This window comes from Pantoea sp. X-Soil-TKNS-1280 (assembly GCF_059730475.1).
Map to the genome: position 1 here is coordinate 3,950,966 of NZ_AP035962.1, position 25,832 is coordinate 3,976,797.

The window sequence follows — 25,832 nt, forward strand, 5'->3', positions numbered from 1 at the left end:
AAATCGGGTTATTCTGCAGCAAAAGACTTAGAATCCCGGCCGACACGCGAGAAGCACCGTAATTCGAGGAGTGGTGATGCAACAATCAGAATGGGAGCAACGCCTTGAGGCGCTGGAGAGCAAGCTGGCTTTTCAGGAACACACCATAGATCAACTCAATCAGACGGTGGTTCATCATGAACTTGAGATGAGCAAACTGCGTGAGCAGGTGCGTCTGCTGGTTGATAAGGTTAAGGCCGCCGCGCCATCCATGATTGCGTCGCAATCGGAAGAGACTCCCCCCCCGCACTACTAAACAAAAGGCCACCGCGAGGGTGGCCTTGATTCTTAGTGGTTACAACCGCAACCACCGTGGCCGCCGCAGCCGCCTTTACCGTGTTCATGACCGTGGTCGTGATCATGGTCGTGGTCGTGATCATGGCCGTGCTCACCGTGAACGTGGCCGTGAGCCAGTTCTTCCGGTGTTGCTTCACGAATCGCCACCACTTCCACGTTGAAGTTCAGGTTCTGACCCGCCAGCATGTGGTTACCATCAACCACCACGTGCTCGTCTTCCACTTCGGTAATTTCAACCGGTACCGGACCCTGATCGGTTTCTGCCAGGAAGCGCATGCCAACCTGCAGTTCGTCAACGCCCATAAATACGTCTTTCGGTACACGCTGCACCAGGTTGTCATCATACTGACCGTAAGCGTCGTTTGCCGGGATATGCACGTCAAACTTGTCACCTACCGCATGATTTTCCAGTGCTTTTTCCAGACCAGAAATCAGGGAACCATGGCCGTGCAGATAGTCCAACGGTGCGCTCACCGGTGACTCGTCAACCAACACACCGTCTTCGGTACGAACCTGATACGCCAGGCTCACCACCAGGTCTTTTGCTACTTTCATGATATCTCCTAACCGTTGAGAACTGCGAATCCCGTCTCATTGGTCCATTTTTGCGAGCAAAAACACCAACCAGAAAGGTTCAAGACTGAGGATGCTGACAACGCAATGCCGCATTCTGCTCAGCGTTAATGGCGCCGATTGTAGCGGAATTCAATCCCGCTGTAAGTTTAAGCTTAAAAAAAGCTGCACCCTTGCGCTACTCGGGATGAAAAATGCCGATCACCTGTTCCTGACTGCGAACCTGATCGCGCACCTGCTTATCCGCTTCACGCATCTGATGGCCGCACTTCACGCACTCCACCACATCTACATTGTTTTCACGCCACATGGCCAGCGTGTCTTTCTGCTGACAGTGCGGACATACCGCACCGGCAATAAAACGTTTACGCATACTGTTTCCTGCCCGTCATCAACGGATAAGGTAAGTGTAGTTACTCATCATCCCAGCCATCAAACTGACGCTTTTCATGCTGCATTTCACGCTGGAAGATATCCTCCAGCTCGCGACGCGCCTCACGCACGCGTGAAACCGTTGCGCTGTCCGTCTGATTGGGCACCAGCTCACGCAGCATACGCATATCCAGACGGCGGAAATGATGTTGAGCACGTTGCGCCTGGTGTGGATGCATCCCCAGCGAGATCAGCGCTTTACGTCCCAGCTCCAGCGCACTGGAGAAGGTTTCACGCGAGAACAACGTCACGCCCGCCTGAATCAGTTCATGGGCTTCCACACGACCACGCGCCCGGGCGAGGATCTGCAACTGCGGGAAATGCTGCTGGCAAAGATGCACAATCGTCATGGCATCTTCCGGTTCATTACAGGTGATGACGATGGATTGTGCCGTCGCCGCTCCCGCAGCGCGCAACAGCTCCAGCTCGGTAGCATCACCATAGTAAACCTTGTAGCCATATTTACGCATCAGGCTAACTGCTGAGATATCGCGCTCCAGCACCGTGATACGCTTATTATTCGCCATCAGTAAACGGCCAACCACCTGGCCGAAACGACCAAAGCCCACCACAATCACCTGCGGTTGATCATCTTCGACAAACGGCTTCTCGCTGTTGTCATCCGGTTCATTAAAGCGACGTGCCAGCAGACGATCAATGCCCTGCATCAACAGCGGTGTGGTCATCATCGACAACGTCACCGTCACCAGCAGCAGCGGCAATTGATCGCCGCTAAACAGCTTTGCCGATGCCGCGGCCGAAAACAGCACGAAGGCAAACTCTCCGCCCTGGCTGAGTACCCCGGCAAACTGCTGACGCTCCGAACTGCGCAGACCATAAACCCGCGCCAGCACATACAGCACCAGGATTTTCACCACCACCAGGATCACCACACCGAGCACGATTTCCAGGATGTGGGTGTAGAGCACGCCGAGATTCAGCGCCATGCCGACGGAGATAAAGAACAGCCCCAGCAGCAATCCTTTAAAGGGTTCGATCGCCACTTCCAGCTCATGGCGATACTCACTTTCCGCCAGCAGAATACCGGCGATAAAAGTCCCCAGCGCCATCGACAGGCCCAGCGCATCCATAAACAACGCCGAGCCAAGCACCAGCAGTAACGAAGCTGCGGTAAAGACTTCGCGCACGCCGGAGGCAGCAATAAAGCGGAAAATCGGGCGCAGCAGAAAACGGCCACCAATCAGCATCCCGGCGAATGCCAGCACCTTCATGCCGACTTTCAGCCAGTCTACATGACCGCTGTCGCCTCCTCCCGCCAGCAGCGGCACCAGCGCCAACGCCGGGATCACCGCTAAATCCTGGAACAGCAGCACCGAGAAACCCAGCTGCCCGGCTTCGCTGCGATTCATGCCTTTATCACGCATTAATTGCAGTGCCATCGCCGTCGAGGACATTGCCAGGCCGATACCGCCAATCACTGCCGCCTGCCAGGAGAAATCGGTCAGCCATAGCAGCACCCCGAGAATCGCCGCAGAGATCAGCACCTGAGCCGCACCCACCCCAAAAATCGACCGCCGCAGCGCCCAGAGTTTCGCCGGGTTCAGTTCCAGGCCGATGATAAACATCAGGAATACGACGCCGAGTTCAGAGAAGTGCAGAATCTCGTCCACGTCGCTGATAAAACCCAATCCCCACGGCCCGATGGCAATACCTGCCAGCAGATAACCCAGCACCGCGCCGATGCCCAGTCGTGCCGCAATCGGGACGATCAGCACCGCCGCCACCAGATAGATGACACCGGCAGTAAGCAGCGTTTGTCCTTCCATTACACACCTCCCTGCGGCAGCGGTGACGAGAGCCAATCGCTGTAAGCCTGGGCAAAATGGCGCAATACCTCCGGCGTCTGGCGTCGCGCCCAGTAGATCACCATCGGCGTCATCCAATGCATACGGCACATCTGCGCCGTCAGCTCAAACGGACGCATGATGTCGCTCATCGGGTAACGATTGAGGCCATGCTGATGATAGGCGGTTTCCGGCTCGCCGGTGGTGACGACGCTGCGCCAGTATTTCCCCTCCAGCGCATTGCCATCTACGCCACTGGCGAAGCCGCGAGACAGCACCCGGTCCAGCCACTCTTTCAACAGTGCCGGGCAGCTGTAGGTATACAGCGGATGCTGGAAAACCACGATTTGATGTTCGCGCAGCAGTTGTTGCTCGTAGTGAATATCAATAAAGAAATCCGGATAGTGGGCGTATAAATCGTGTACCGTGACGTGGTCCAGTTCCATAGCCGACTGCAGCAAAACCCGATTGGCAATCGAATCCTGTGATTCCGGATGGGCGTAAAGCAGCAGGATTTTGGGTGGCTGCGACATCGTTCCCCTCCAAAGCAAAGCATCGTCACAGCGCAGGAATTCCGCTACCATGCTCGACGCAACTAAACAGTTCATCTAATTATGTTGCCAGTAAATTAACATATTCTGACGATACGGCGCTTATGATTGTCTTTTCCTCGTTACAAATTCGCCGCGGCACCAACGTGCTGCTGGATAACGCTACTGCAACCATCAACCCCGGCCAGAAGGTGGGTCTGGTGGGCAAAAACGGCTGCGGCAAATCCACGCTGTTGTCGCTGCTCAAAGGTGAAATGAGCAGTGATGCCGGTAGCGCCACCTTCCCTGGTAACTGGGCGCTGGCCTGGGTCAATCAGGAAACCCCAGCGCTCAGTAAAGCCGCGCTGGAATATGTTATCGACGGCGACCGCGAATATCGCCAGCTGGAATCTGAATTAGCCGATGCCAACGCACGTAACGATGGCAACGCTATCGCGCTGCTGCACGGTAAACTGGATGCGATCCAGGCCTGGAGTATCCCGGCACGCGCCTCCAGCCTGCTGCACGGTCTCGGTTTCTCCCAGGAGCAGCTCCAGCGTCCGGTGAGCGACTTCTCCGGCGGCTGGCGCATGCGTCTTAACCTCGCGCAGGCGCTGGTGTGTCGTTCTGATTTACTGCTGCTCGATGAACCGACTAACCACCTCGACCTCGATGCGGTGATCTGGCTGGAGCGCTGGTTAAAAAGCTACGAAGGCACGCTGATCCTGATTTCGCATGACCGCGACTTCCTCGATCCGGTGGTGGATAAGATCATCCACATCGAACAACAGACGATGTTTGAATACACCGGCAACTACAGTTCGTTCGAGCGTCAGCGCGTCGCCAAACTGGCGCAGCAGCAGGCGCTGTATCAAAGCCAGCAGGAGAAAGTGGCGCACCTGCAAAGTTATATCGATCGTTTCCGCGCCCAGGCCACCAAAGCGAAGCAGGCGCAGAGCCGCATCAAGATGCTGGAGCGCATGGAACTGATTGCGCCCGCACACGTCGATAACCCATTCAGCTTCAGCTTCCGTGCACCAGAAAGCCTGCCCAATCCTCTGCTGAAAATGGAGAAAGTGACCGCAGGCTACGGTGACCGCATCATTCTCGACGCCATCAAACTTAACCTGGTACCCGGCTCACGTATTGGCCTGCTGGGGCGCAACGGCGCGGGTAAATCCACCTTAATCAAACTGCTGGCAGGCGAGTTAACCCCACTGGCGGGTGAAATTGGGCTGGCGAAAGGGATCAAGCTGGGTTACTTCGCCCAGCACCAGCTGGAATTCCTGCGTGCCGACGAGTCGCCGTTGCAGCATCTGGCGCGCCTTGCGCCGAAAACGCTGGAGCAGCAGTTGCGTGATTACCTCGGCGGCTTTGGCTTCCAGGGCGATAAAGTCAGCGAAGTGACTGAGCGTTTCTCCGGTGGTGAAAAAGCGCGTCTGGTGCTGGCGTTGATTGTCTGGCAGCGTCCGAACCTGTTGCTGCTTGATGAACCAACGAACCACCTCGATCTCGATATGCGCCAGGCATTAACCGAGGCGCTGATTGATTTTGAAGGTGCGCTGGTGGTGGTCTCGCATGACCGCCATTTGCTGCGCGCCACTACCGATGATTTGTACCTGGTACACGATCGCAAAGTGGATATCTTCGAAGGGGATCTTGAGGATTATCAGCAGTGGCTGAGCGACCTGCAAAAACAGCAGGCGCAGCAGGATGCCGCACCAAAGCAGGAAAGCGGCAACAGCGCCCAGGCCCGTAAAGATCAGAAGCGTCGTGATGCGGAACTGCGCGCACAGACGCAGCCACTACGCAAAGAGATTGAGAAACTCGAAAAACAGATGGCGAAGTGGCAGAGCCAGCTGAACGAAGCCGAGCAGCTGCTGTCCGACAGCGCTATTTACGACCAAAACCGCAAAGCGGATCTGACTGTCGCGCTGCAACGTCAGGCGGAGAGTAAAACGGCGCTGGAAGAAGCGGAAATGGCCTGGCTGGATGCCCAGGAGCAGCTGGAGCAGATGCTGGCTGCGCCTTAATCACACCGTTCGTAGCGGCGCGATTTATCGCGCTCTTTTGACCTTATTCTCTGGCAAAGACCGCGCGATAAATCGCGCCGCTACAACGTGTTAAACCGGGATATCTCCCAGAATAGTCGCCCGATGCATCACCCGGCGCGCCGGATAATAATCCGCATTGGCATAATGCTGCGTCACGCGGTTATCCCAAATCGCCACATCATTTTCCTGCCAGCGCCAGCGCACCTGAAACTCAGGTTTGGTCATGTGCGCAAACAGGAAACCGAGCAGCGCCGCACTCTCCTTCTCGCTTAGCCCAACCAGCCGCGTGGTAAATCCTTCGTTGACGAACAACGCCTTGCGACCGCTGACCGGATGGGTACGGATCACCGGATGCAGCACCGGCGGGTGCTTCGCCACCGCCTGCTGCCAGCGCTGATGTTCTTCAGCCGTTTTGCGATATTTAAATTCCTGGAATGCTTTTTTGAAGTCATGCTCCGCCTGCAATCCTGCCAGCAGCGTTTTAAACGGTTCGGATAACGCTTCATACGCCGCAATCCCGCTGGCCCATAGCGTATCGCCGCCGCTTTCCGGCAGCAATTTGGCCGCCAGAATGGCGATCGCCGGGGGGGTCTCGATAAAGGTCACATCGGTGTGCCAGTTATCGCTATCGGGCGGGTTGCCCTGATGCGTATCCAGCACGATGATCTCCTCCACTCCGACGGCATGCGGATAGACCGGGTGGATATGTAAATCACCAAAGCGCACTGCCAGCGCGCGCTGCTGCTCGGGCGTAATCACCTGATGACGCAGGAACAACACCTGATGGCGCAGCAGGCCATGGTAAAGCTGTTCAAATTGCGCATCGCTCAGCGGCCGGCTGAGATCAACATCACTCACCTGCGCACCGATATACGGCCCCAGCGCGCTGAAAATCACACGTTCGTTCATTGCTGTTCTCCATTCCAGGGCGTCAGACGGCGCTGCAAGGCGCGCAGACCCAGTTCTAAACTAAAAGCGATCAACGCAATCACCGCGATGCCCGCCAGCACCACATCCGTTGCCAGGAACTCGCCCGCCGACTGCACCATAAAGCCCAGCCCACGGGTGGCAGCAATCAGTTCGGCTGCCACCAGCGTTGACCAGCCGACGCCGAGACCAATACGCAAGCCAGTGAGGATTTCCGGTAACGCGCCCGGCAGAATCACCCAGCGCAGCAATTGCCAGCGTGTAGCCCCAAGCGCCTGTGCCGCACGGATACGTACCTGCTGGGCGTTCTTCACACCCGCCAGTGTCGATAAGGTGACAGGCGCGAAAATCGCCAGGTAAATCAGTAAGATTTTTGAGGTTTCACCGATGCCGAACCAGATCACCATCAGCGGCAGATAAGCCAGCGGCGGCACCGGTCGATAGAGTTCAATCAGCGGATCAAGCAGGCCACGAATCGACGGGCTCAGCCCCATGGCGATCCCTACCGGAATGCCAATCAGCGCCGCGAAGAACAGCGCCACCAGCATCCGCGTCAGGCTGGCACCGAGATGCTGCCACAGCGTGGCATCCATAAAGCCCTGTGGACCGGCAATCAGCAGCAGCTTTTTCAGCACCAGCTGCGGTGGCGGCAGAAACAGCGGCGCAATCAATCCCAGCGCCGTTACCCCCCACCACACCAGCAGCAGCACCGCCACACTTAACAGGCTCAGGGACAGCTGACGCGAAAAGGGCCAGCGCAGATTACGGCGGCGCGCCGCACGCGCTTTATCATCAATTAACGCACTCATACGAACACCTCCCGCTGAGCAAACACCTGGTTCAGCACGTATTCGCGCCGTTCAATAAATGCGGGATCGGATTTGATACTGCGGCAGGGCTCACCGTCGGCAAAACGCTGCCCAAAATCGAGCTTCAGTCGTTCCACTACTCGCCCAGGTCCCGGTGACAGCAGTACCAGTTCACTGGCGAGAAACACCGCTTCTTCAATGTCGTGAGTAATCAGCAGGATCTGTTTGCCGGTATCGCGCCACAGCGTCAGCAGCAGGGTTTGCATCTGCTCACGGGTAAAAGCATCGAGCGCGCCAAAGGGTTCATCTAACAGCAGCAGCTGAGGGTCAGCCGCCAGCGCACGCGCAATCCCCACGCGCTGACGTTGACCCCCAGAGAGCTGCCAGATAAAACGCTTTTCCGCTCCTTCCAGCCCCACTTTGCCCAGCAGACGCCGGGCGATGGCATGGCGATCGGTCTTTGCCATCCCGGCCAGTTGCAAACCGAAGGCGACGTTGTCGATCACATTGCGCCACGGCAACAACCCTTCGTTCTGAAACACCACGCCGCGTTCGGCACCCGGCCCGTTCACCGGTTTGCCATCCAGCGTGATGCTGCCGGATTCCAGCGGCAGGAAACCGGCGATCAGATTGAGTAACGTGGTTTTGCCACACCCGGACGGTCCCAGCACCACCAACAGTTCACGCTGATCCAGTTGCAGGTTGATGTCCTGCAACGCAGGTTGTCCGGCGTAACGCGCATTAAGATGAGTGATGCTGAGCATAAAGCCTCCGGTTATTTCACTAAGGGAGCAACGAAACGGGTGGTGACAAAGCCGCTGTAATCACTGGCCGCATCCGGCACCTTGCCCTGCTCTTTCAGGAAATGCGCGGTATCGACAATCGCCTGATTGACGGGCTTACCAAGCTGCTCAACCTGCTGCTGGGCAGTGAGATAGGTGTTGCCCTGCACCAGCCCCGGCACCTGAGCTTCCGGCACCCCGCTCAGGCGCGACAGCTTGCTCAGGTTGTCCGGCTGTTGCAGCCACTGTTGCGGGTTATCGATATAGGCTTTCTGCGCCTCCAGCGCGCTGCGGGCAAACGCCGTGACGATATCCGGGTGCTGCTGTGCAAAGTCTTTACGCACCACCCAGACATCCAGCGTCGGCGCGCCCCATTTGCCGACCTGTGAGGAGTCGGTCAGCACTTTGCCATCCTTTTCCAGTTCATTGACCGCCGGTGCCCAGACGTAAGCGCCGTCAATATCGCCACGCTGCCAGGCGGCAATGATTGCGGGCGGTTGCAGGTTAACCAGCTGCACATCGGTGGGTTTGATGCCCCAGTGCTTCAATGCGGCCAGCAGGCTGTAATGGGTGGTAGAGATAAAGGGGACGGCGATACGTTTGCCGATCAGGTCTTTGGGATGGCTGATGGATTTCTTCACCACCAGCGCCTCGGAATTACCGAGCTGCGATGCTAACAGGAAGGCTTCAATGGGCAGTTGCTGTGTGGCGGCCACCGCCAGCGGACTGGAACCGATATTGCCAATCTGCACGTCGCCGGAGGCCAGGGCGCGCAGCACGCTGGCCCCGCTATCGAACTTTCGCCAGTCAACGCTGGCTCCGCTCTCTTTGGCAAAGGTGTTATCGGCCTGTGCCACCTTGGCCGGTTCCGCGGAGGTCTGATACGCCACCGTGACGCTAACCGCCTCGGCCTGGAAGGTCAGCAACGCCAGCGCTGCGGCTAACGTGGTTATGGTTTTCTTCACTGCCATCATCTTGCACCCCAATATTTTTATGTTGGGTGCAGTGTCGCCAGCAGCAATGGTTTCATAAAGGAATTAAAAATTATCCCTAATGAAAATCGGTTCTTAGATCAACATCGGGCAAGGCTATGCGCAAACAGCAAAAAGGCGCGTTGCCGCGCCTCGGGTTTACTCAGTGCCAAATCAACAGCACACAGGCGGCAGTCAAAATCCCCATCGCCAGGTTAAAGATTTTCCACGCCCGTGGGCTGCGCAGCAGACGGCCGATGATCGAACCAAACCCCATCCAGATCACCCCGGAGACCACGTTGACCAGCGCCATACCAATGCTGATGGCCACCACGGAATGCAGATAGGCGGCCCCGGCCAGACTAAAGCTGGCAACCGCACCCAGCGCCATCAGCCAGGCTTTCGGGTTAATCAGTTGCAGCAGCCCTCCCTGCCAGAACGGCGTGGGTACCGGAGGGGCCGCATCCGTGTCCAGCGTCTCATACTCGGCGGTAGCAATTTTCCACGCCAGCCACAACAGATAGAGGCTACCGGCAATTTTAAGAACCAGATGAAGGGAAGGATAGAGTAGGATGAGGCTACCCACGCCAAAGGCCACCATCAGCAGCATCACCTGCATACCGATCATGATGCCGATTAACAACGAAAAGGTACGCAGAAAGCCAAAGTTGGCAGCGGAGGCGGTAAGTAACATATTATTAGGCCCTGGCGTGATCGCAGCGACCCAGAGAAAGCCCAGCATTGATAAAAACAGACTTAGTTCCATGTTGATTCGGGTGCTCCTCACCCAGGAAAGCCAAAAACCCATCGAAACTATCAGCGAGATATGCATCAGACAAGCGTTTACCACAGTAATTTTGATTCTCCGCCCGGCGAGACCTTCGTCCCGCTGAGTGGCTTTCGCAATCCGCATCTGCAAACCCTGCTCCCGCGCCTGCTGCGGCGGCGTGTCACCCTGCGTCCGCACTGGCAGCGTCTTGATTTGCCGGATGGTGATTTCGTCGATCTCGCGTGGAGTGAAGATCCGGCGCAGGCCGCCCATAAACCGCGCATGGTCCTGTTTCACGGCTTAGAGGGAAGTTTCCACAGCCCCTATGCCCACGGGTTGATGCAGGCATGTCAGGCGCGTGGCTGGCTGGCAGTGGTGATGCACTTTCGTGGTTGCAGTGGCGAACCCAATCGCCTGCATCGTATTTACCATTCCGGCGAAACGGAAGACGCGAGCTATTTCCTGCGCTGGTTAAGGCGTGAATGGGGTACCGTGCCAACCACTGCAGTGGGCGTCTCGCTCGGCGCGAATATGCTGGCGTGCCTCGCCGGGATGGAGGGCAGTGATGCGCCTTTTGATGCCGCCGTCGCTATCTCGGCACCGCTGCTGCTGGAGCCGTGCAGCCAGAAACTGGAGAACGGTTTCTCACGCTTTTATCAGCATTATTTGCTGACGCAGCTGAAAAAAAATGCGAAGCGCAAGCTGCGCGCCTGGCCCGGTACCTTGCCGGTGGATTTACGCCAGCTACGCACCCTGCGGCGTCTGCGCGACTTTGACGATGCCGTCACCTCACGGGCGCACGGATTTATCGATGCGGGAGATTATTATCACCGCGCCAGCGCCATGCCGCACTTAATCAATGTTCGTAAACCGCTGCTGATCATTCACGCCAAAGACGATCCCTTCATGACTGACGCAGTTATCCCGCAGCCGGAGCAACTGTCCTCGTCAATTGAATACCAATTGACGCAGCAAGGCGGCCACGTTGGCTTTGTCGGCGGAACATTGCTGCGCCCACAGATGTGGCTGGAACAACGCGTGCCACAGTGGCTATCAACTTATCTGGATATGTGATCGTGATTATACCGTGGCAACAACTCGACCCCGAAACGCTGGAAAACCTGATTGAAGCCTTTGTATTACGCGAAGGCACCGACTACGGTGAACAGGAACGCAGTCTGGCGCAAAAAGTCGCTGATGTGCGTCGCCAGCTGGAACGCGGTGACGCGGTGCTGGTGTGGTCAGAACTGCACGAAACCGTCAATATCATGGCGCGCGGTGAATTTCGCGGCTAATGCACATCCCGGCATTTCGTGCTAACAATGCTCATCGCCGGACTTCACAGGGAGCTTTGTCATGTCAGCCAGGCATCCAGTTATTGCCGTTACCGGTTCCAGCGGGGCCGGAACCACCACCACCAGCCTTGCCTTCCGGAAAATTTTCCAGCAGCTGGATCTGCACGCCGCAGAAGTGGAAGGCGACAGTTTCCATCGTTATACGCGTCCGGAGATGGACATGGCGATCCGCAAAGCGCGTGATCTGGGCCGTCATATCAGCTACTTCGGACCGGAGGCCAACGATTTTGGCCTGCTGGAGCAAACTTTCAAACAATACGGCCAATCCGGTCTCGGGCAGTCGCGCAAATATCTTCACACCTATGATGAAGCCGTGCCGTGGAATCAGGTTCCTGGCACCTTTACACCGTGGCAACCGCTGCCGGAAAACACGGATGTGCTGTTTTATGAGGGTTTGCACGGCGGCGTCGTGACGCAGCAACACAATGTGGCCGAACATGTGGATTTGCTGGTCGGCGTGGTGCCGATTGTGAACCTCGAGTGGATTCAGAAGTTGATTCGCGACACCAGCGAACGCGGCCATTCACGCGAAGCGGTGATGGATTCGGTGGTACGTTCGATGGAGGATTACATCAACTTCATCACGCCACAGTTCTCGCGCACCCATATTAACTTCCAGCGCGTACCCACCGTTGATACCTCAAATCCGTTTGCCGCACGTGAGATACCGTCGCTGGATGAAAGCTTTGTGGTGATCCATTTTCGTGGGCTGGAAGGCATTGCCTTTCCTTACCTGCTGGCGATGATTCAGGATTCCTTTATCTCGCATATGAACACCCTGGTGGTGCCGGGTGGCAAAATGGGGCTGGCGATGGAGTTGATTATGACACCGCTGGTGCAGCGGCTGATTGAAGGTAAACGGATTGAATAATGTAGCGGCGCGATTTATCGCGCAATTCCAGTGCGCGATATCGGAATAATCCGCGCGATAAATCGCCTGACCGTGCATGCTGCACGAAAAAATCCGCGCGATAAATCGCGCCGCTACGTTCGTGCTATAGCTCAATCACCTCATAGCTGTGGGTAATTTCTACCCCTTTGCCCAGCATGATCGCCACCGAACAATATTTCTCTGCCGACAAATCCACCGCACGCGCCACCGCTTTATCGCCCAGCGCTTTGCCGCTGACAATAAAATGCAGATTGATGTGTGTAAAAATCCGTGGCGCTTCTTCACGACGTTCAGAGGTGAGTTTCACCTCGCAATCGGTCACTTCATTGCGCCCTTTTTGCAGGATAGACACCACGTCAATCGCGCTGCACCCCCCCGCCGCCATCAGCACCATCTCCATCGGGCTCGGCGCTTTATCACCCGAGTTCCCATCCATTAATACCTGATGACCCGATGAGGATTCTCCGAGAAAGGTAAGCCCTTCCACCCATTTGACCCGTGCCTGCATTATTCTTTCTCCTGAATCGGCTGATTTGCCGCCAGAGTACGCTTTCACCTGAGAAACAGCAATCCAGACTAATCGCCCTTTTGCTGAAGCGAGACAACAGAAGACAGCTAGCAAAAGCTGTGCTACAAACAGAGCTGAAAATATTTTCGTCGTAATAGACGAAGGCGGGAAGAATCAGAAGCCTGGCTTAAGAGTCCACCCGAATAATTTCCTTTACTGGAAGCGCTCTACGATTTCACCGCCTGACAGGGAAAATTGCCCCCTGTGTTTTGGGCACGATTACAACAGAGGATAATAGCGAATGGTTCTCGGCAAACCGCAAACAGACCCTACACTCGAATGGTTCCTGTCCCATTGCCATATTCACAAATATCCATCCAAAAGCACCCTGATTCACCAGGGTGAAAAAGCGGAAACGCTCTACTACATCGTGAAAGGTGCCGTTGCGGTACTGATTAAAGATGAAGAAGGCAAAGAGATGATTCTCTCCTACCTCAATCAGGGGGATTTCATCGGCGAGCTTGGCCTGTTTGAAGAAGGTCAGGAACGCAGTGCCTGGGTACGAGCAAAAACTGCCTGCGAAGTGGCTGAAATTTCCTACAAAAAATTCCGTCAGCTGATTCAGGTAAACCCGGATATTTTAATGCGTCTTTCGGCGCAGATGGCACGTCGCCTGCAGGTGACATCAGAAAAAGTCGGCAACCTTGCCTTCCTTGATGTGACCGGTCGCATTGCGCAGACGCTGCTCAATCTGGCCAAACAGCCTGATGCCATGACCCACCCGGACGGGATGCAGATCAAAATCACCCGTCAGGAAATTGGTCAGATCGTTGGCTGCTCACGCGAGACAGTTGGCCGTATTCTGAAAATGCTGGAAGATCAAAACCTGATCTCCGCACATGGTAAAACCATCGTCGTTTACGGCACCCGCTAATTCCTTCTCACCCACGGCGTGATGGTCACATCGCGCCGTTTTTGTCTGCGATGAGCTGATGTGGCGTCGAATCATCTATCATCCCGAAGTTAATTACGCCCTGCGGCAAACGCTGGTGCTTTGCCTGCCCGTGGCTCTCGGCTGGCTGTTTGGTGACCTGCAAAAAGGGCTGCTGTTCTCGCTGGTTCCCGCCTGCTGCAATATCGCAGGCCTGGATACGCCCCATAAACGTTTCTTTAAACGCCTGATTGTTGGCGGTTCCCTGTTTGCTACCGGCAGTTTTCTGATTCAATGGCTGACGGATTACCACGTTCCTCTGCCATTGATTATGCTGGCTCTGCCGCTACTGGTGGGCGTCACTGGCGAAATCAGCCCGCTACATGGCCGTTTGCTGCCCGGCACCCTTATCGCCGCCATCTTCACGCTAAGCCTGGCGGGGCGGATGCCCATTTGGGTGCCACCGCTGCTGTATATCGGCGGGACGCTATGGTACGGGCTGTTTAACTGGCTTTGGTTCTGGCTGTGGAAAGAACAGCCGATGCGCGAAACTCTCAGCCTGCTGTATCGCGAACTGGCAGATTATTGCGATGCCAAATACACCCTGCTAACGCAGCTGACCGACCCGGAAAAAGCCCTGCCTCCGCTGCTGGCACGGCAGCAAAAAGCGGTCGATCTGATCACCACCTGTTATCAGCAGATGCATATGTTGTCTGCCAGCCGAAACAACAGCCATAAACGTCTGACGCGTGCCTTCCAGGTGGCACTCGATCTCCAGGAACACATCTCGGTCAGCCTGCATCAGCCTGAAGAAGTGCAAAAACTGGTGGAGCAGAGCCATGCTGAAGCGGTGATCCGCTGGAATGCGAAGACCATATCGGCGCGGCTGCGACTGTTGGCCGATGCTATCCTCTATCACCAGTTGCCGGAGCGCTTTCATATGGAGAAGCAGCTCGGGGCGCTGGAAAAGATTGCGCGCCAGCACCCGGATAATCCGGTCGGAAATTTTTGCCTGTACCACTTCAGCCGGATTGCCCGCGTCCTGCGCACGCAGAAACCTCTTTATACCCGTGACCTGATGGCCGACCGCCAGCGACGTTTGCCGTTTTTTCCGGCACTGCGCAGTTACCTGTCGCTAAAGTCCCCGGCGTTACGCACCGCAGCGCGTTTTGCCGTAATGCTGATGTTTGGCAGCGCGCTGGCGTTGTTCTTTAACATCCCCAAACCCTACTGGATTCTGATGACCACCATGTTCGTCAGCCAGAACGGCTACAGCGCCACTCGCGTACGTATCCAGCACCGTGCCCTCGGCACCTTCGCCGGGTTATTGATCGCGGCTGCCTCGCTGCGCTTTGCCGTGCCGGAATCCATCACCCTGCTGTTTATGCTGGCGATCACCCTCGCCAGCTATCTGGTGACGCGTAAATATTATGGCTGGTCAATGATTGGCTTTACGGTAACGGCGGTGTACTCGCTTCAGCTGCTGTCGCTCAACGGTGCGCAGTTCCTGCTGCCGCGCATGATGGATACGCTGATGGGATGCCTGATTGCCTTTGGCGGCATGATTTGGCTGTGGCCACAGTGGCAGAGCGGCTTGCTCCGTAAGAACGCACATGACGCGCTGGAGGCTGACCAGGAAGCGTTGCAGCTGCTGCTCGGGCCGGAGCAGTCGCCGGAGAAGCTGGCGTACCAGCGCATTAAGGTTAACCAGGCACACAACGCCATGTTTAACTCGCTCAATCAGGCGATGACCGAACCGGGTTTTAACCCGCAGTATCTGAAAGATATGCGCTTATGGGTGACGCACAGCCAGTTTATTGTCGAACACATCAACGCCATGACGATTCTGGCGCGCGAGCACACCATGCTGACGCCAAAGCTCGCCGAGAAGTATCTGCAATCCTGCGAAATCGCGTTGCAGCGTTGTCAGCAGCGGCTGGAATATGACGGGCCGGGCAACGACAGTAACGTGCTGGAAGCGCCAGAAAATATTAATGAGGGTGCGGTGACCATTGTTGAGCAGCATGTGAAGCGGATTCTGCAACATCTTAATGTGATGCACACCATCTCTTCACTGGCGTGGAGCCAGCGACCGCATCATGGTCGCTGGCTGATGGGCTTGCGGGTGAAAAACTGAATTACGCCGCCAGTACCTTCTCTACCGCCACGGCAAAGCGCGCCATCCCTTCTTCGATATCGGTCGGCTCAATCACCAGCGACGGGACAAAACGGATCACATCGGTACCGGCTGTCAGGATCATCAAACCTTCCGCCGCAGCGGCATGCAGGATATCGCGTGCTTTGCTGGCGTGCTGCGGCTTCAGCGCTGCACCAATCAGCAGGCCTTTGCCACGGATGTCACTGAACAGATCAAACTTGCTATCCAGCGCTTTCAGCGCCGCGACAAACTGCTGACGACGAGCTTCGACACCGTCCAGCACTTCAGGCGTGTTGATGATATCCAGCGCCGTTTCGGCAATCGCACAGGCCAGCGGGTTACCGCCATAAGTGGTGCCGTGCACGCCAGGTGCCATCACTGAAGCGATTTCATTGGTAGTCAGCATGGCGCTCACCGGGAAACCACCGCCCAGCGCTTTCGCCGTGGTGATAATGTCCGGGGTGATGCCGTAGTGTTCGTAAGCAAACAGTTTGCCACTGCGTCCCATGCCGCTCTGCACTTCGTCCAGTACCAGCAGCGCCTTGTATTCATCGCATAAGGCACGCAGACCCTGCATAAATTCTGGGGTAGCCGGCATCACGCCACCTTCGCCCTGAATCGGCTCGACCACGATGGCGCAAGTGTGATCATCAATGACCGCTTTTACCGCCGCCAGGTCGTTGTAAGGCACATGCACGATATCCGCCGGTTTTGGGCCAAAACCATCGGAGTATTTTGGCTGGCCGCCAACCGAGACGGTAAACAGCGTGCGTCCATGAAACGCATTGTGGAAGGCGATGATTTTGCTTTTGAACGGGCTGTGTTTTTTGCAGGCGTAATAACGCGCCAGTTTGAACGCGGCTTCGTTAGCTTCCGCACCGGAGTTGCCAAAGAACACGCGCTCGGCAAAGGTGGCCGCAATCAGTTTGCTTGCCAGGCGCAGCGCCGGTTCATTGGTAAATACGTTGCTGGTGTGCCACAAGGTTTCGCCCTGGGTTTTCAGCGTTTCCACCAGTGCTGGATGGCAATGGCCGAGCGCAGTCACTGCGATGCCGCCGGAAAAATCGATATATTCTTTGCCCTGCTGATCCCAGACTCGGCTACCCTTGCCTTTAACCGGCACAAACTGCGCAGGTGCATAAACAGGCAAAATTACGTTATCGAACGTTTCCCGGGTTACCGCTAGTTTTTCTGCTGCCATTGCCGACCTCATCGGGTTATTTGTTGAGTTGACGTGAAATTATAATCACAAAATATGCATAAAAAATCACACAAAGGCAAACACAACTTAAGGCCGCAGGAAATTTGCCAACAGCTGATGTCCCTGTTCACTGAGAATGCTTTCCGGATGGAACTGTACCCCTTCCAGTGGCAGCATTTTATGACGGAACCCCATAATTTCATCAGGCTCCCCCTCGCGCAGGCTCCAGGCCGTGACCTCAAACGCGTCAGGCAGAGAATCCCGCGCCACAATCAGCGAATGGTAACGGGTCACGGTGAGAGGATTGTTCAGCCCGCGAAACACACCGCTATCGTTATGGCGAATCGCTGACGTTTTGCCATGCATTACCTGACGCGCACGCACCACCTGGGCACCATAAGCCTGAGCAATCGCCTGATGACCGAGGCACACACCGAGGATCGGCAGACGACCGGCAAAATGGCGGATGGCCGCCAGCGAGATACCGGACTGATCCGGGGTACAGGGGCCAGGTGAAATCACCAAATGGCTCAGAGGGAGCGCATCCATCTCGTCCAGGGTGATGGCATCATTGCGCACCACCCTGACGTCAGCGCCCAGCTGGCAGAAATACTGGTAGAGATTCCAGGTGAAAGAGTCGTAATTATCAATTAGCAGCAGCATAACGCCCTCAGGCCGGTAAAACCGCCGCCATTCTACGCATTTTAACGGGCGGGACTTACCACTTTCGCAAATTGCGCGCTGAGCGCGGTTAAATCGCCCTCGACGGCATCGCGAATCGCCGCACGCCAGCTATCACGGTCCAGCTTATCCCACGTCAGCAGATAACCGGCATGTAACGCCAGCTGCTCGAAAAAGATACGCTGGGTTCGACCATTACCGGCCCGGAACGGGTGCAGCACATAGATCTCGCAATAGTAATGTGCAAGGCGCGCGACAAACTCATCCTGCGCCAGATGGGCCAGTCCTTCTTCATCCGCCAGCGCGCTCATCAGGCTGTTGCCTTCTTTCTCGATATAAGCGCAGTGGCAATAAGGGGTGTCATCGCGCCAGATATCGACCGTGCGCAACTCACCGGCCCAGCTGTAGAGATCCTGAAACAGCGTGCGATGAATATGACATAGCCATGGCATACCGCTGTTGCGCGGAGCCAGTTCCAGCGTGGCGAGTCGTGCAGCACTGAACGCCAGCTCAGCTTTGCGTAACTGTGCACTATCGTGAATATCCAGACGGTTTTTCAGCACGCTATCGTTGTGCCACAGATAGGGATCGCGTACCGCCAGAGTGTTATCCGCCATATTGCCTCCTTAGCGAGGTCAGCCGGGCTGAAGCCTGTTCAGGCGTGATCGCGGCTTCGTTCAGCGCATAACCCGCCAGACGGCAGCTGGCCTGATAACTGGCAGCACGGCGTTGTTGCCACAGCGTGGCTTTCTGTTTGTCGGTCAGTTTGCTGGTCATAGAGCCTCCGGCAAGCAATTTGCCCTAAGTATAAGCAGCAAATATTCGCTTTGCCGGAGAGCGGCAGGACGCGCCATCACGCAATGACGCGCCGATAAATCAGGGCAGGACTTTCGCGGAAAGGATAACGATCGGTTTTGACGGCACATTCTGGTACGGACCCACATCTTTGGTCGGCACCTGAGCCATCTTATCGGCCACATCCATTCCTTTCACAACTTTACCAAATACCGCGTAGCCGAAATCACGCTGACCGTGATCGAGGAAGGCATTGTCGGCGACATTAATAAAGAACTGGCTGGTCGCACTGTCTTTTTCTGCGGTACGTGCCATCGCGATGGTGCCACGCAGGTTACGCAGGCCGTTGTCCGCCTCGTTTTTAATCGGTGCGTTGGTTTGCTTCTGCTGCATATCGGTGGTAAAGCCACCACCCTGCACCATAAAGCCAGGGATCACACGATGGAAAATCGTGTTGTTGTAGAAACCGTTATTGACGTAATCAACAAAGTTTTTCACCGAAACCGGGGCTTTCTGTGCATTCAATTCGAGTTCGATATTGCCCGCAGAGGTGGTGAGCAGAACATGGGGATCGCCTTTCGCCGCCAGGGCGGAAGTGGAAATAGATGAGAGCGCTAACAGGGCTACGGCCGCTGTCAAAGTACGTTTAAACATGAAAGATTCCTTACCATGGAGAGCCAGCTCAAAAACGAGATTGATTGTAAAGAGCATGTAATACAAGAGCCAGCGTTTTACTTATATTTACGCGGCGACGGTAAATGTCCCCAATCCCGCGCCACGCAATCATTTGCGTGACCTGAATCACACTATTAATGAAATCTGATAACCATATTTCACTCTTTGTTTATTAAGGTCACAGTTGCATTTACAATTCATGACACTTTTTGCCAACTTCGGTGCTCAAAACAGGTTCCCAACATGACAAACCGTAATCGCATTGGCCTTACCTGGATTAGCTTTTTCTCATATGCGCTGACTGGCGCATTGGTGATTGTGACCGGGATGGTGCTGGACAATATCGCGCAATATTTCCAGTTACCCATCTCAGAAATGAGCAACACCTTTACCTTCCTCAATACCGGCATTCTGGTGGCCGTCTTTCTGAACGCCTGGTTGATGGTGATTGTGCCGTTAAAACGTCAGCTGATATTTGGCTTTGTGCTGATGGTGCTGGCGGTATTGGGTCTGATGACCAGCCACAACCTGTCCGTGTTCTCGCTGTGTATGTTTGTGCTCGGCGTGGTGAGCGGCATTACCATGTCGATCGGTACCTTCCTGATTACCCATCTGTATGATGGCCGTCAGCGCGGTTCACGCCTGCTGTTTACTGACTCCTTCTTCAGTATGGCTGGTACGGTGTTTCCCATCATTGCGGGTATTTTGCTTGCGCGTGCTCTGCCGTGGTACTGGGTCTATGCCTGCATTGGTGTGATTTACCTCGCCATCTTCGTGCTGGCGCTGTGCGTGGAATTCCCGGTGCTGAAAAACAACAGCGAAACCCAGGCGGCGGAAAAAGAAAAATGGGGTATCGGCGTGCTATTCCTGTCGATTGCCGCACTGTGCTACATCCTCGGTCAGCTCGGATTCATCTCCTGGGTGCCGGAATATGCCACCAAAACCATGGGCATGGATATCGCGGCTGCGGGCCAGCTGGTGGGGAATTTCTGGACAGCCTATATGGTGGGCATGTGGGTATTCAGCTTCCTGCTGCGCTTCTTTGATCTGCAACGCATCCTGATGGTGTTGGCAGCCATTGCCACCGTGCTGATGTACTGGTTTGTCAGCACCAGTGACGCCAATATGCTGCACTGGATCATCATGACGCTCGGTTTCAGCTCCAGCGCCATCTACACCACCATCATTACCCTCGGCTCGCTGCAAACCAAAGCGTCCTCACCGAAGCTGGTCAACTTTATCCTGACCTGCGGTACCGTCGGTACCATGCTGACTTTTGTGGTTACCGGCCCGATTGTGGCGAGTGGTGGCGCACATGCCGCACTGGCAACGGCGAATGGCTTGTATGCCGTGGTGTTCGTGATGTGTGTGCTGCTCGGCTTTGTCACCAAACATCGCCAGCACGGTCATATTACCCATTAAGATAGAGGGGCGGACGTCAGTCCGCCCTGCTCCTTAACGCCGGAAGGTGACCGCTTCCGCCTCCTGCAAATAGATTTCACTTCGCGCTGGCTCCGTTGCCGCCACCAGTTCGCCTTTTCTCAACGAATAACGCACCGGCACCTGACGCCGCACCGCATCAAAGCCGCTGTCTGCCGGCAGAATAATCAGGCTGGCATCGTTGCCCGGTTCGATACCGTAATGCGTCAGCTGCAGGGTTTTGGCGCTATGGGTGGTGATCAGCTGCAATCCCGCGTCAATCTGTTCATACCCCATCAGCTGGCAAACGTGCAGCCCCATATGCAGCACCTGCAACATGTTGGCGGTGCCCAATGGATACCAGGGATCAAACACATCATCGTGGCCGAAGCAGACATTGATATTGGCCTCAAGCATCTCCTTCACTCGGGTGATGCCGCGTCGTTTCGGATAGCTGTCAAAGCGGCCCTGCAAATGAATATTCACCAGCGGGTTGGCGACAAAGTTAATCTTTGACAGGCGCAGCAGGCGGAATAAACGCGAGGTGTAAGCGTTGTTATACGAATGCATCGCCGTGGTATGGCTGGCGGTAACACGTTCACCCATCCCCTCACTGTGAGCCAGCGCCGCCACGGTTTCCACAAAGCGCGACTGCTCATCATCGATTTCGTCACAGTGCACATCCACCAGCCGGTCATAACGATTCGCCAGCGCAAAGGCTTTATGTAACGACTCGACGCCATACTCACGGGTAAATTCGTAATGGGGGATCGCGCCCACCACATCGGCACCGAGGCGCAGCGCCTCTTCCAGCAGAGCTTCTCCGTTGGGATAGGACAGGATGCCTTCCTGCGGAAAGGCAACAATCTGGATATCAATCCACGGTGCCATCTCCGCCTTCACTTCCAGCATGGCTTTCAGCGCAGTGAGCGTGGGATCGGAGACATCCACATGGGTACGGACATGCTGGATACCGTTGGCGATTTGCCACTTCAGCGTCTGTTTCGCACGCTGTTTCACATCTTTATGGCTGAGCAACGCTTTACGCTCAGCCCAGCGTTCAATGCCCTCAAACAGCGTACCAGACTGATTCCAGGCAGGTTCTCCAGCGGTTTGCGTGGTATCAAGATGGATATGCGGCTCAATAAAGGGAGCGCTTGCCAGCCCACCTTCCGCATCCAGCACCCCTTCCTGCACGCTACAGGCTGCCGACTGGGGCACCACGCGGGTAATTTTTCCCTGTTCGATTTCGATTTGCCACAGCCCATCCCGCCCCGCTAAGCGCAGGTTGTTGATCCACTTCAGTGATGTCGTCGCCATGCCATTCTCCCGTTGAAACACAACGTCTTAAGCTAGCACGAACCTGACGTCGCTACGAATGTGTTCATAATCAGTAACATACCTCAAAATAGGTATATTAAAGTGCATTTGATATGCATCAATAAGCCCCTGAACGCGCACGTTAAGGTAGCCTCAGATATTTTAATTTTGAGGCAAGCATGAGCAAACACAACGTCGTCATTATTGGCAACGGCATGGTTGGCCACCGCTTTATTGAAGAACTGATCGACAAGGCTGAACCCGGCCAGTTTGCGATCACCGTTTTTTGCGAAGAGCCGCGGGTCGCTTACGACCGTGTCCACCTGTCCGCCTATTTTTCCCATCACACCGCAGAAGAACTTTCGCTGGTGCGCGAAGGTTACTATGAAAAACATCAGGTCAATCTGCTGTTGGGTGAACGCGCCATTACCATCAATCGTGATGAAAAACTGATTCACTCCAATACCGGCCGGGCGGTGCATTACGACACGCTGATTTTCGCGACCGGCTCTTATCCGTGGATCCCACCGATTCAGGGTTCGGAAGGCAGCGACTGTTTTGTCTATCGCACCATTGAAGACCTTAACGCGATTGAAGCCTGTGCGCGTCGCAGCCAACGCGGTGCGGTGATTGGTGGCGGTCTGCTTGGGCTGGAAGCCGCAGGGGCGCTGAAAAATCTCGGCATTGAAACCCATGTGATCGAATTCGCGCCGGTCCTGATGGCAGAGCAGCTCGACGCCCAGGGTGGCGTACAACTGCGTCGCAAGATTGAGCAGATGGGTGTGTATGTACATACGGCAAAAAACACCCGGCAAATTGTTCATCACAGCAAAGGCGGTAAAACCCTGCAATTCGCTGATGACAGCGCACTGGACGTCGATTTTATTGTGTTCTCCACCGGCATTCGCCCGCAGGACCAACTGGCGAAGCAGTGTGGCCTGCCACTCGGCCCGCGCGGGGGCATCGCCATTGATGACCGCTGCCAAACCAGCGATCCGGCCATTTTCGCCATTGGTGAGTGTGCCGCCTGGCAGAACCGGACGTTTGGTCTGGTGGCTCCCGGTTACAAAATGGCGCAGGTCGCCAGTGATACCTTAGTCGGCCGCGATAATATCTTTGCCGGTGCGGATATGAGCGCCAAGCTAAAACTGCTGGGTGTGGATGTCGGCGGCATTGGTGATGCCCACGGACGAACGCCTGGCGCACGTAGCTATGTCTGGCTCGATGAACAACGATCCATTTACAAGCGTCTGATCGTCAGTGAAGACAACAAAACGCTGCTCGGCGCGGTACTGGTGGGTGATACCAGCGACTACGGCAACCTGTTGCAGCTGGCGCTGAATAAAATCACCCTGCCGGAACGGCCGGAGTTGCTGATCCTGCCCGCAGGCAGCGGCGAGAAGCCGTCGATCGGCGTTGATGCATTGCCGGAAAGCGCGCAAATCTGCTCCTGCTTCGATGTCAGCAAGGGCGATATCGTCAACGCCGTGAAGAATGGCTGCCACACCGTTGCGGCACTGAAAGTTGAAACCCGCGCGGGAACGGGCTGTGGCGGTTGTATTCCGTTGATTACGCAGGTGCTGAATGCGGAACTGAGTCGTCAGGGTATCGAGGTGAACAACCATCTGTGCGCCCACTTCCCTTATTCGCGTCAGGAGCTGTATCACCTGATTCGGGTCGAAGAGATCAAATCGTTCGATGCGCTGCTGGCGAAATACGGCCAGGGTTATGGTTGCGAAGTGTGTAAACCGACTGTCGGTTCGCTGCTGGCCTCCTGCTGGAACGAACACATTCTCAAGCCTCAACACACGCCGTTGCAGGACAGCAACGATCTGTTCCTCGGCAACATCCAGAAAGACGGCACCTATTCGGTGATCCCACGCTCTGCAGGCGGCGAAATCAGCCCGGAAGGGTTGATGGCCATCGGCGCAGTAGCACGCCAGTATCATCTCTACACCAAAATCACTGGCTCGCAGCGTATCGGCCTGTTTGGCGCACAACGCGATGACCTGCCCGCCATCTGGTCACAGCTGATTGCCGCTGGCTTTGAAACCGGCCAGGCCTATGCCAAAGCGTTGCGCATGGCGAAAACCTGCGTCGGCAGTACCTGGTGTCGCTACGGTGTCGGTGACAGCCTGGGTTTCGGCATCGAACTGGAAAACCGCTACAAAGGCATCCGCACCCCACACAAGATGAAGTTTGGCGTCTCTGGTTGTACGCGTGAATGCGCCGAAGCGCAGGGCAAGGACGTGGGCGTAATCGCCACGGAAAAAGGCTGGAACCTGTACGTGTGCGGCAACGGTGGGATGAAACCACGTCACGCCGACCTGCTGGCCGCCGACCTCGATCGCGACACGTTGCTGCATTATCTCGACCGTTTCATGATGTTCTACATCCGTACCGGTGACCGCCTGCAACGTACCTCCGTCTGGCTGGAAAATATGGAGGGCGGCATTGATTACCTGCGCAAAGTGATTGTGGATGACAAACTCGGTCTGAACAGCCAGCTGGAGAGCGAACTGGCGCGCCTGCGTGACCTGGCAGAGTGCGAATGGGCGGCAACTGTTAACGATCCACAGCAGCAGAGCCATTTCCCCACCTTTATCAACAGCCCGCAGCGTGACCCGCTGATACAGAATATCAACGTCCGCGATCAGCATCGCCCGGCGCGCCCCGCCGAACGTATTGACGTCACCCTGATTGAGGAGACCAACGTATGAGCCAGTGGAATTCCGTCTGCGAACTGAACCAGATTCTGCCCGCCACCGGTGTATGCGCCCTGGTTCAGGGACAGCAAATTGCCATCTTCCGTCCCAGAGAGGATGAGCAACTCTACGCCCTGAGCAATATCGACCCCTTCGCCGAGGCCAGCGTGCTATCACGCGGCATTATCGCCGAGCATCAGCAGGCATTGTGGGTTGCCAGCCCGCTGAAAAAGCAACGCTTCCGCCTGAGCGACGGTCTCTGCCTTGAGGATGCCTCACGTTCAGTAGCGAGCTACCCGGTGCGCGTCAGTAATGGCCATGTGGAAGTGTGCGCCTGACTGATTTTTAACTTTATGAGATATTTTTTTATGTTTACTGATACCCTGGAAAAATGCGCCGCTAATGCGGCGCGCATAGCGCACACCGCGCAACAAAGCCCGCTGGCATTCTGGATAGGTGCGGCCATGGCAGGTGCCTATGTCGGGCTGGCGATTATCCTGATCTTCACCCTCGGCAATCTTGCCGACCCGGCATACCGTCCGCTGTTAATGGGGGCAACCTTTGGTATCGCGCTGACACTGGTGATTATCGCCGGATCGGAGCTGTTTACCGGTCATACCATGTTCCTCACCATTGGGGTGAAAGCGAGGACCATCACCCACGGCCAGATGTGGTGCGTTCTGCCGCAGACCTGGCTCGGCAACTTGCTTGGTTCGGTGCTGGTAGCGTTGATTTACTACTATGCGGCAGGAGCACTGCTGCCCAATCCCGGCTCCCTGATTCACACTGCTGCGCTGGCTAAAACCAGCCAGACCGCGATGGCGCTATTCTTTAAAGGCGCGTTATGTAACTGGCTGGTTTGCCTGGCGATTTGGATGGCCGTACGCACCGAAGGCACAGCAAAGTTTCTTGCCATCTGGTGGTGTCTGCTGGCGTTTATCGCCTCTGGCTACGAACACTCGGTCGCCAATATGACGCTCTTTGCGCTGTCATGGTTTGGTCAGCATAATGCCGACCTGACGTTGCAAGGTATCGGCCATAATTTGCTGTGGGTGACGCTGGGCAATATGTTCTCTGGCATGGTGCTGATGGGCCTCGGTTACTGGTACGCCACACCGCAGGCACAACGGCCACAGCCGGAAACCCAGACCAGCGCACTTAAATCGGCATAACGCATATGACAGCCCGCCCCAAGCGGGCTTTT

General features: G+C 55.8%; 27 protein-coding genes. 11 read left to right on the forward strand and 16 right to left on the reverse strand.

Annotated features, from left to right (window positions below):
• The first annotated feature begins 76 nt into the window (after positions 1-76).
• Positions 77-295: a protein SlyX gene (locus AC6I8X_RS18455; RefSeq protein ID WP_299447545.1), complete on the forward strand. Its 219-nt coding sequence runs from the start codon at positions 77-79 to the stop codon at positions 293-295.
• Between the two features lie 32 nt (positions 296-327).
• On the opposite strand, the gene slyD is transcribed toward AC6I8X_RS18455, so the two are convergent.
• The 4 genes from slyD to kefG all read right to left on the reverse strand — a co-directional run bounded on the left by slyD (position 328) and on the right by kefG (position 3,679).
• Positions 328-891, reverse strand: coding sequence for a peptidylprolyl isomerase (gene slyD, locus AC6I8X_RS18460; protein WP_084877369.1), 564 nt, complete (start codon positions 889-891; stop codon positions 328-330).
• A gap of 196 nt (positions 892-1,087) precedes the next feature.
• Positions 1,088-1,282, reverse strand: coding sequence for a YheV family putative zinc ribbon protein (locus AC6I8X_RS18465; RefSeq protein ID WP_013510782.1), 195 nt, complete (start codon positions 1,280-1,282; stop codon positions 1,088-1,090).
• A gap of 40 nt (positions 1,283-1,322) precedes the next feature.
• Positions 1,323-3,128, reverse strand: coding sequence for a glutathione-regulated potassium-efflux system protein KefB (kefB, locus tag AC6I8X_RS18470; RefSeq protein ID WP_084877371.1), 1,806 nt, complete (start codon positions 3,126-3,128; stop codon positions 1,323-1,325).
• Positions 3,128-3,679 carry a glutathione-regulated potassium-efflux system ancillary protein KefG gene (gene kefG, locus AC6I8X_RS18475; RefSeq protein ID WP_299447556.1) on the reverse strand — a complete coding sequence of 184 codons (552 nt, stop codon included), beginning with the start codon at positions 3,677-3,679 and terminating at the stop codon, positions 3,128-3,130. Before kefG ends, kefB begins: the two co-directional genes overlap by 1 nt.
• Before the next feature lie 122 nt (positions 3,680-3,801).
• On the opposite strand from kefG, the gene AC6I8X_RS18480 reads away from it, so the two are divergent.
• Positions 3,802-5,709, forward strand: a complete 1,908-nt coding sequence (locus AC6I8X_RS18480) for an ABC transporter ATP-binding protein (RefSeq protein WP_313682996.1) — start codon at positions 3,802-3,804, stop codon at positions 5,707-5,709.
• A gap of 90 nt (positions 5,710-5,799) precedes the next feature.
• Here AC6I8X_RS18480 and tauD read toward each other — a convergent pair whose 3' ends face one another.
• The 5 genes from tauD to AC6I8X_RS18505 form a co-directional block, all read right to left on the reverse strand.
• Complete coding sequence (gene tauD / locus AC6I8X_RS18485; RefSeq protein WP_497840256.1) at positions 5,800-6,639, reverse strand: taurine dioxygenase; 840 nt, start codon at positions 6,637-6,639, stop codon at positions 5,800-5,802.
• A complete protein-coding gene (tauC, locus tag AC6I8X_RS18490; protein ID WP_299447564.1) occupies positions 6,636-7,466 on the reverse strand; it encodes a taurine ABC transporter permease TauC in 831 nt (276 codons plus the stop codon). The genes tauD and tauC overlap by 4 nt, the downstream gene beginning before the upstream one ends.
• On the reverse strand, positions 7,463-8,230 hold the full coding sequence (gene tauB, locus AC6I8X_RS18495) for a taurine ABC transporter ATP-binding subunit (RefSeq protein ID WP_313682992.1): 768 nt from the start codon (positions 8,228-8,230) through the stop codon (positions 7,463-7,465). The genes tauC and tauB overlap by 4 nt, the downstream gene beginning before the upstream one ends.
• A gap of 11 nt (positions 8,231-8,241) precedes the next feature.
• Positions 8,242-9,222: a taurine ABC transporter substrate-binding protein gene (gene tauA, locus AC6I8X_RS18500; protein ID WP_497840257.1), complete on the reverse strand. Its 981-nt coding sequence runs from the start codon at positions 9,220-9,222 to the stop codon at positions 8,242-8,244.
• 160 nt (positions 9,223-9,382) lie between these two features.
• The gene (locus AC6I8X_RS18505) at positions 9,383-9,985 is read right to left on the reverse strand and encodes a LysE family translocator (RefSeq protein WP_313682990.1); all 603 of its coding nucleotides are present in this window, start codon (positions 9,983-9,985) and stop codon (positions 9,383-9,385) included.
• Positions 9,986-10,045: 60 nt separating this feature from the next.
• Here AC6I8X_RS18505 and AC6I8X_RS18510 point away from each other — a divergent pair, with 60 nt between their 5' ends.
• From AC6I8X_RS18510 to AC6I8X_RS18520, 3 genes are all read left to right on the forward strand, one after another.
• The gene (locus AC6I8X_RS18510; RefSeq protein WP_313682988.1) at positions 10,046-11,062 is read left to right on the forward strand and encodes a hydrolase; all 1,017 of its coding nucleotides are present in this window, start codon (positions 10,046-10,048) and stop codon (positions 11,060-11,062) included.
• Positions 11,063-11,064: 2 nt separating this feature from the next.
• A complete protein-coding gene (locus AC6I8X_RS18515; RefSeq protein ID WP_041526013.1) occupies positions 11,065-11,283 on the forward strand; it encodes a YheU family protein in 219 nt (72 codons plus the stop codon).
• 61 nt (positions 11,284-11,344) lie between these two features.
• On the forward strand, positions 11,345-12,214 hold the full coding sequence (locus tag AC6I8X_RS18520; RefSeq protein WP_313682983.1) for a phosphoribulokinase: 870 nt from the start codon (positions 11,345-11,347) through the stop codon (positions 12,212-12,214).
• A gap of 124 nt (positions 12,215-12,338) precedes the next feature.
• Here the strand turns inward: AC6I8X_RS18520 and AC6I8X_RS18525 are convergent, their stop codons facing one another.
• The gene (locus AC6I8X_RS18525; RefSeq protein ID WP_497840258.1) at positions 12,339-12,743 is read right to left on the reverse strand and encodes an OsmC family protein; all 405 of its coding nucleotides are present in this window, start codon (positions 12,741-12,743) and stop codon (positions 12,339-12,341) included.
• 301 nt (positions 12,744-13,044) lie between these two features.
• Between AC6I8X_RS18525 and crp the strand changes: the two genes are divergently transcribed.
• Together crp and AC6I8X_RS18535 are read left to right on the forward strand one after the other, a co-directional pair.
• A complete protein-coding gene (gene crp, locus AC6I8X_RS18530; protein ID WP_013510795.1) occupies positions 13,045-13,677 on the forward strand; it encodes a cAMP-activated global transcriptional regulator CRP in 633 nt (210 codons plus the stop codon).
• Positions 13,678-13,735: 58 nt separating this feature from the next.
• Positions 13,736-15,811: a YccS/YhfK family putative transporter gene (locus AC6I8X_RS18535; protein WP_299447586.1), complete on the forward strand. Its 2,076-nt coding sequence runs from the start codon at positions 13,736-13,738 to the stop codon at positions 15,809-15,811.
• A 1-nt stretch (position 15,812) separates the two neighbouring features.
• Here the strand turns inward: AC6I8X_RS18535 and argD are convergent, their stop codons facing one another.
• From argD to ppiA, 5 genes are all read right to left on the reverse strand, one after another.
• Positions 15,813-17,033, reverse strand: a complete 1,221-nt coding sequence (gene argD / locus AC6I8X_RS18540; protein WP_299447589.1) for a bifunctional acetylornithine/succinyldiaminopimelate transaminase — start codon at positions 17,031-17,033, stop codon at positions 15,813-15,815.
• Between the two features lie 87 nt (positions 17,034-17,120).
• Positions 17,121-17,696, reverse strand: coding sequence for an aminodeoxychorismate synthase component II (locus AC6I8X_RS18545; RefSeq protein WP_497840259.1), 576 nt, complete (start codon positions 17,694-17,696; stop codon positions 17,121-17,123).
• 41 nt (positions 17,697-17,737) lie between these two features.
• Positions 17,738-18,331 carry a putative adenosine monophosphate-protein transferase Fic gene (locus tag AC6I8X_RS18550; protein ID WP_299447596.1) on the reverse strand — a complete coding sequence of 198 codons (594 nt, stop codon included), beginning with the start codon at positions 18,329-18,331 and terminating at the stop codon, positions 17,738-17,740.
• Entirely contained in the window at positions 18,321-18,491 is a 171-nt protein-coding gene (locus AC6I8X_RS18555; protein WP_299447599.1) for a YhfG family protein, read from the reverse strand. The genes AC6I8X_RS18550 and AC6I8X_RS18555 overlap by 11 nt, the downstream gene beginning before the upstream one ends.
• A gap of 99 nt (positions 18,492-18,590) precedes the next feature.
• Positions 18,591-19,163, reverse strand: a complete 573-nt coding sequence (ppiA, locus tag AC6I8X_RS18560) for a peptidylprolyl isomerase A (RefSeq protein ID WP_497840260.1) — start codon at positions 19,161-19,163, stop codon at positions 18,591-18,593.
• A 264-nt stretch (positions 19,164-19,427) separates the two neighbouring features.
• Between ppiA and tsgA the strand changes: the two genes are divergently transcribed.
• Positions 19,428-20,606 (forward strand): MFS transporter TsgA, encoded by a 1,179-nt coding sequence (gene tsgA / locus AC6I8X_RS18565; protein WP_313682972.1) that lies wholly within the window; start codon positions 19,428-19,430, stop codon positions 20,604-20,606.
• 33 nt (positions 20,607-20,639) lie between these two features.
• On the opposite strand, the gene AC6I8X_RS18570 is transcribed toward tsgA, so the two are convergent.
• Complete coding sequence (locus AC6I8X_RS18570) at positions 20,640-21,923, reverse strand: cytosine deaminase (RefSeq protein ID WP_497840261.1); 1,284 nt, start codon at positions 21,921-21,923, stop codon at positions 20,640-20,642.
• Between the two features lie 179 nt (positions 21,924-22,102).
• On the opposite strand from AC6I8X_RS18570, the gene nirB reads away from it, so the two are divergent.
• From nirB to nirC, 3 genes are read left to right on the forward strand one after another with little or no spacing between them, the layout of a single operon-like run.
• Complete coding sequence (nirB, locus tag AC6I8X_RS18575) at positions 22,103-24,643, forward strand: nitrite reductase large subunit NirB (protein WP_497840262.1); 2,541 nt, start codon at positions 22,103-22,105, stop codon at positions 24,641-24,643.
• Positions 24,640-24,966, forward strand: a complete 327-nt coding sequence (gene nirD, locus AC6I8X_RS18580) for a nitrite reductase small subunit NirD (protein WP_299447610.1) — start codon at positions 24,640-24,642, stop codon at positions 24,964-24,966. The genes nirB and nirD overlap by 4 nt, the downstream gene beginning before the upstream one ends.
• A gap of 30 nt (positions 24,967-24,996) precedes the next feature.
• Positions 24,997-25,800 carry a nitrite transporter NirC gene (gene nirC / locus AC6I8X_RS18585; RefSeq protein ID WP_497840263.1) on the forward strand — a complete coding sequence of 268 codons (804 nt, stop codon included), beginning with the start codon at positions 24,997-24,999 and terminating at the stop codon, positions 25,798-25,800.
• The last annotated feature ends 32 nt before the right edge of the window (positions 25,801-25,832 follow it).

Bases quoted from the DNA above. Each gene is read 5' to 3' on its own strand.
- AC6I8X_RS18525 (WP_497840258.1), bottom strand. From the start codon at position 12,743: ATGCAGGCACGGGTCAAATGGGTGGAAGGGCTTACCTTTCTCGGAGAA.
- crp (WP_013510795.1), top strand. From the start codon at position 13,045: ATGGTTCTCGGCAAACCGCAAACAGACCCTACACTCGAATGGTTCCTG.
- AC6I8X_RS18545 (WP_497840259.1), bottom strand. From the start codon at position 17,696: ATGCTGCTGCTAATTGATAATTACGACTCTTTCACCTGGAATCTCTAC.
- kefG (WP_299447556.1), bottom strand. From the start codon at position 3,679: ATGTCGCAGCCACCCAAAATCCTGCTGCTTTACGCCCATCCGGAATCA.
- AC6I8X_RS18510 (WP_313682988.1), top strand. From the start codon at position 10,046: ATGCATCAGACAAGCGTTTACCACAGTAATTTTGATTCTCCGCCCGGC.
- nirB (WP_497840262.1), top strand. From the start codon at position 22,103: ATGAGCAAACACAACGTCGTCATTATTGGCAACGGCATGGTTGGCCAC.
- kefB (WP_084877371.1), bottom strand. From the start codon at position 3,128: ATGGAAGGACAAACGCTGCTTACTGCCGGTGTCATCTATCTGGTGGCG.
- nirD (WP_299447610.1), top strand. From the start codon at position 24,640: ATGAGCCAGTGGAATTCCGTCTGCGAACTGAACCAGATTCTGCCCGCC.
- tauD (WP_497840256.1), bottom strand. From the start codon at position 6,639: ATGAACGAACGTGTGATTTTCAGCGCGCTGGGGCCGTATATCGGTGCG.
- AC6I8X_RS18520 (WP_313682983.1), top strand. From the start codon at position 11,345: ATGTCAGCCAGGCATCCAGTTATTGCCGTTACCGGTTCCAGCGGGGCC.
- tsgA (WP_313682972.1), top strand. From the start codon at position 19,428: ATGACAAACCGTAATCGCATTGGCCTTACCTGGATTAGCTTTTTCTCA.
- argD (WP_299447589.1), bottom strand. From the start codon at position 17,033: ATGGCAGCAGAAAAACTAGCGGTAACCCGGGAAACGTTCGATAACGTA.
- AC6I8X_RS18570 (WP_497840261.1), bottom strand. From the start codon at position 21,923: ATGGCGACGACATCACTGAAGTGGATCAACAACCTGCGCTTAGCGGGG.
- tauC (WP_299447564.1), bottom strand. From the start codon at position 7,466: ATGAGTGCGTTAATTGATGATAAAGCGCGTGCGGCGCGCCGCCGTAAT.
- slyD (WP_084877369.1), bottom strand. From the start codon at position 891: ATGAAAGTAGCAAAAGACCTGGTGGTGAGCCTGGCGTATCAGGTTCGT.
- nirC (WP_497840263.1), top strand. From the start codon at position 24,997: ATGTTTACTGATACCCTGGAAAAATGCGCCGCTAATGCGGCGCGCATA.
- tauB (WP_313682992.1), bottom strand. From the start codon at position 8,230: ATGCTCAGCATCACTCATCTTAATGCGCGTTACGCCGGACAACCTGCG.
- AC6I8X_RS18550 (WP_299447596.1), bottom strand. From the start codon at position 18,331: ATGGCGGATAACACTCTGGCGGTACGCGATCCCTATCTGTGGCACAAC.
- AC6I8X_RS18455 (WP_299447545.1), top strand. From the start codon at position 77: ATGCAACAATCAGAATGGGAGCAACGCCTTGAGGCGCTGGAGAGCAAG.
- AC6I8X_RS18465 (WP_013510782.1), bottom strand. From the start codon at position 1,282: ATGCGTAAACGTTTTATTGCCGGTGCGGTATGTCCGCACTGTCAGCAG.
- AC6I8X_RS18535 (WP_299447586.1), top strand. From the start codon at position 13,736: ATGTGGCGTCGAATCATCTATCATCCCGAAGTTAATTACGCCCTGCGG.
- AC6I8X_RS18505 (WP_313682990.1), bottom strand. From the start codon at position 9,985: ATGGAACTAAGTCTGTTTTTATCAATGCTGGGCTTTCTCTGGGTCGCT.
- AC6I8X_RS18555 (WP_299447599.1), bottom strand. From the start codon at position 18,491: ATGACCAGCAAACTGACCGACAAACAGAAAGCCACGCTGTGGCAACAA.
- tauA (WP_497840257.1), bottom strand. From the start codon at position 9,222: ATGATGGCAGTGAAGAAAACCATAACCACGTTAGCCGCAGCGCTGGCG.
- AC6I8X_RS18480 (WP_313682996.1), top strand. From the start codon at position 3,802: ATGATTGTCTTTTCCTCGTTACAAATTCGCCGCGGCACCAACGTGCTG.
- ppiA (WP_497840260.1), bottom strand. From the start codon at position 19,163: ATGTTTAAACGTACTTTGACAGCGGCCGTAGCCCTGTTAGCGCTCTCA.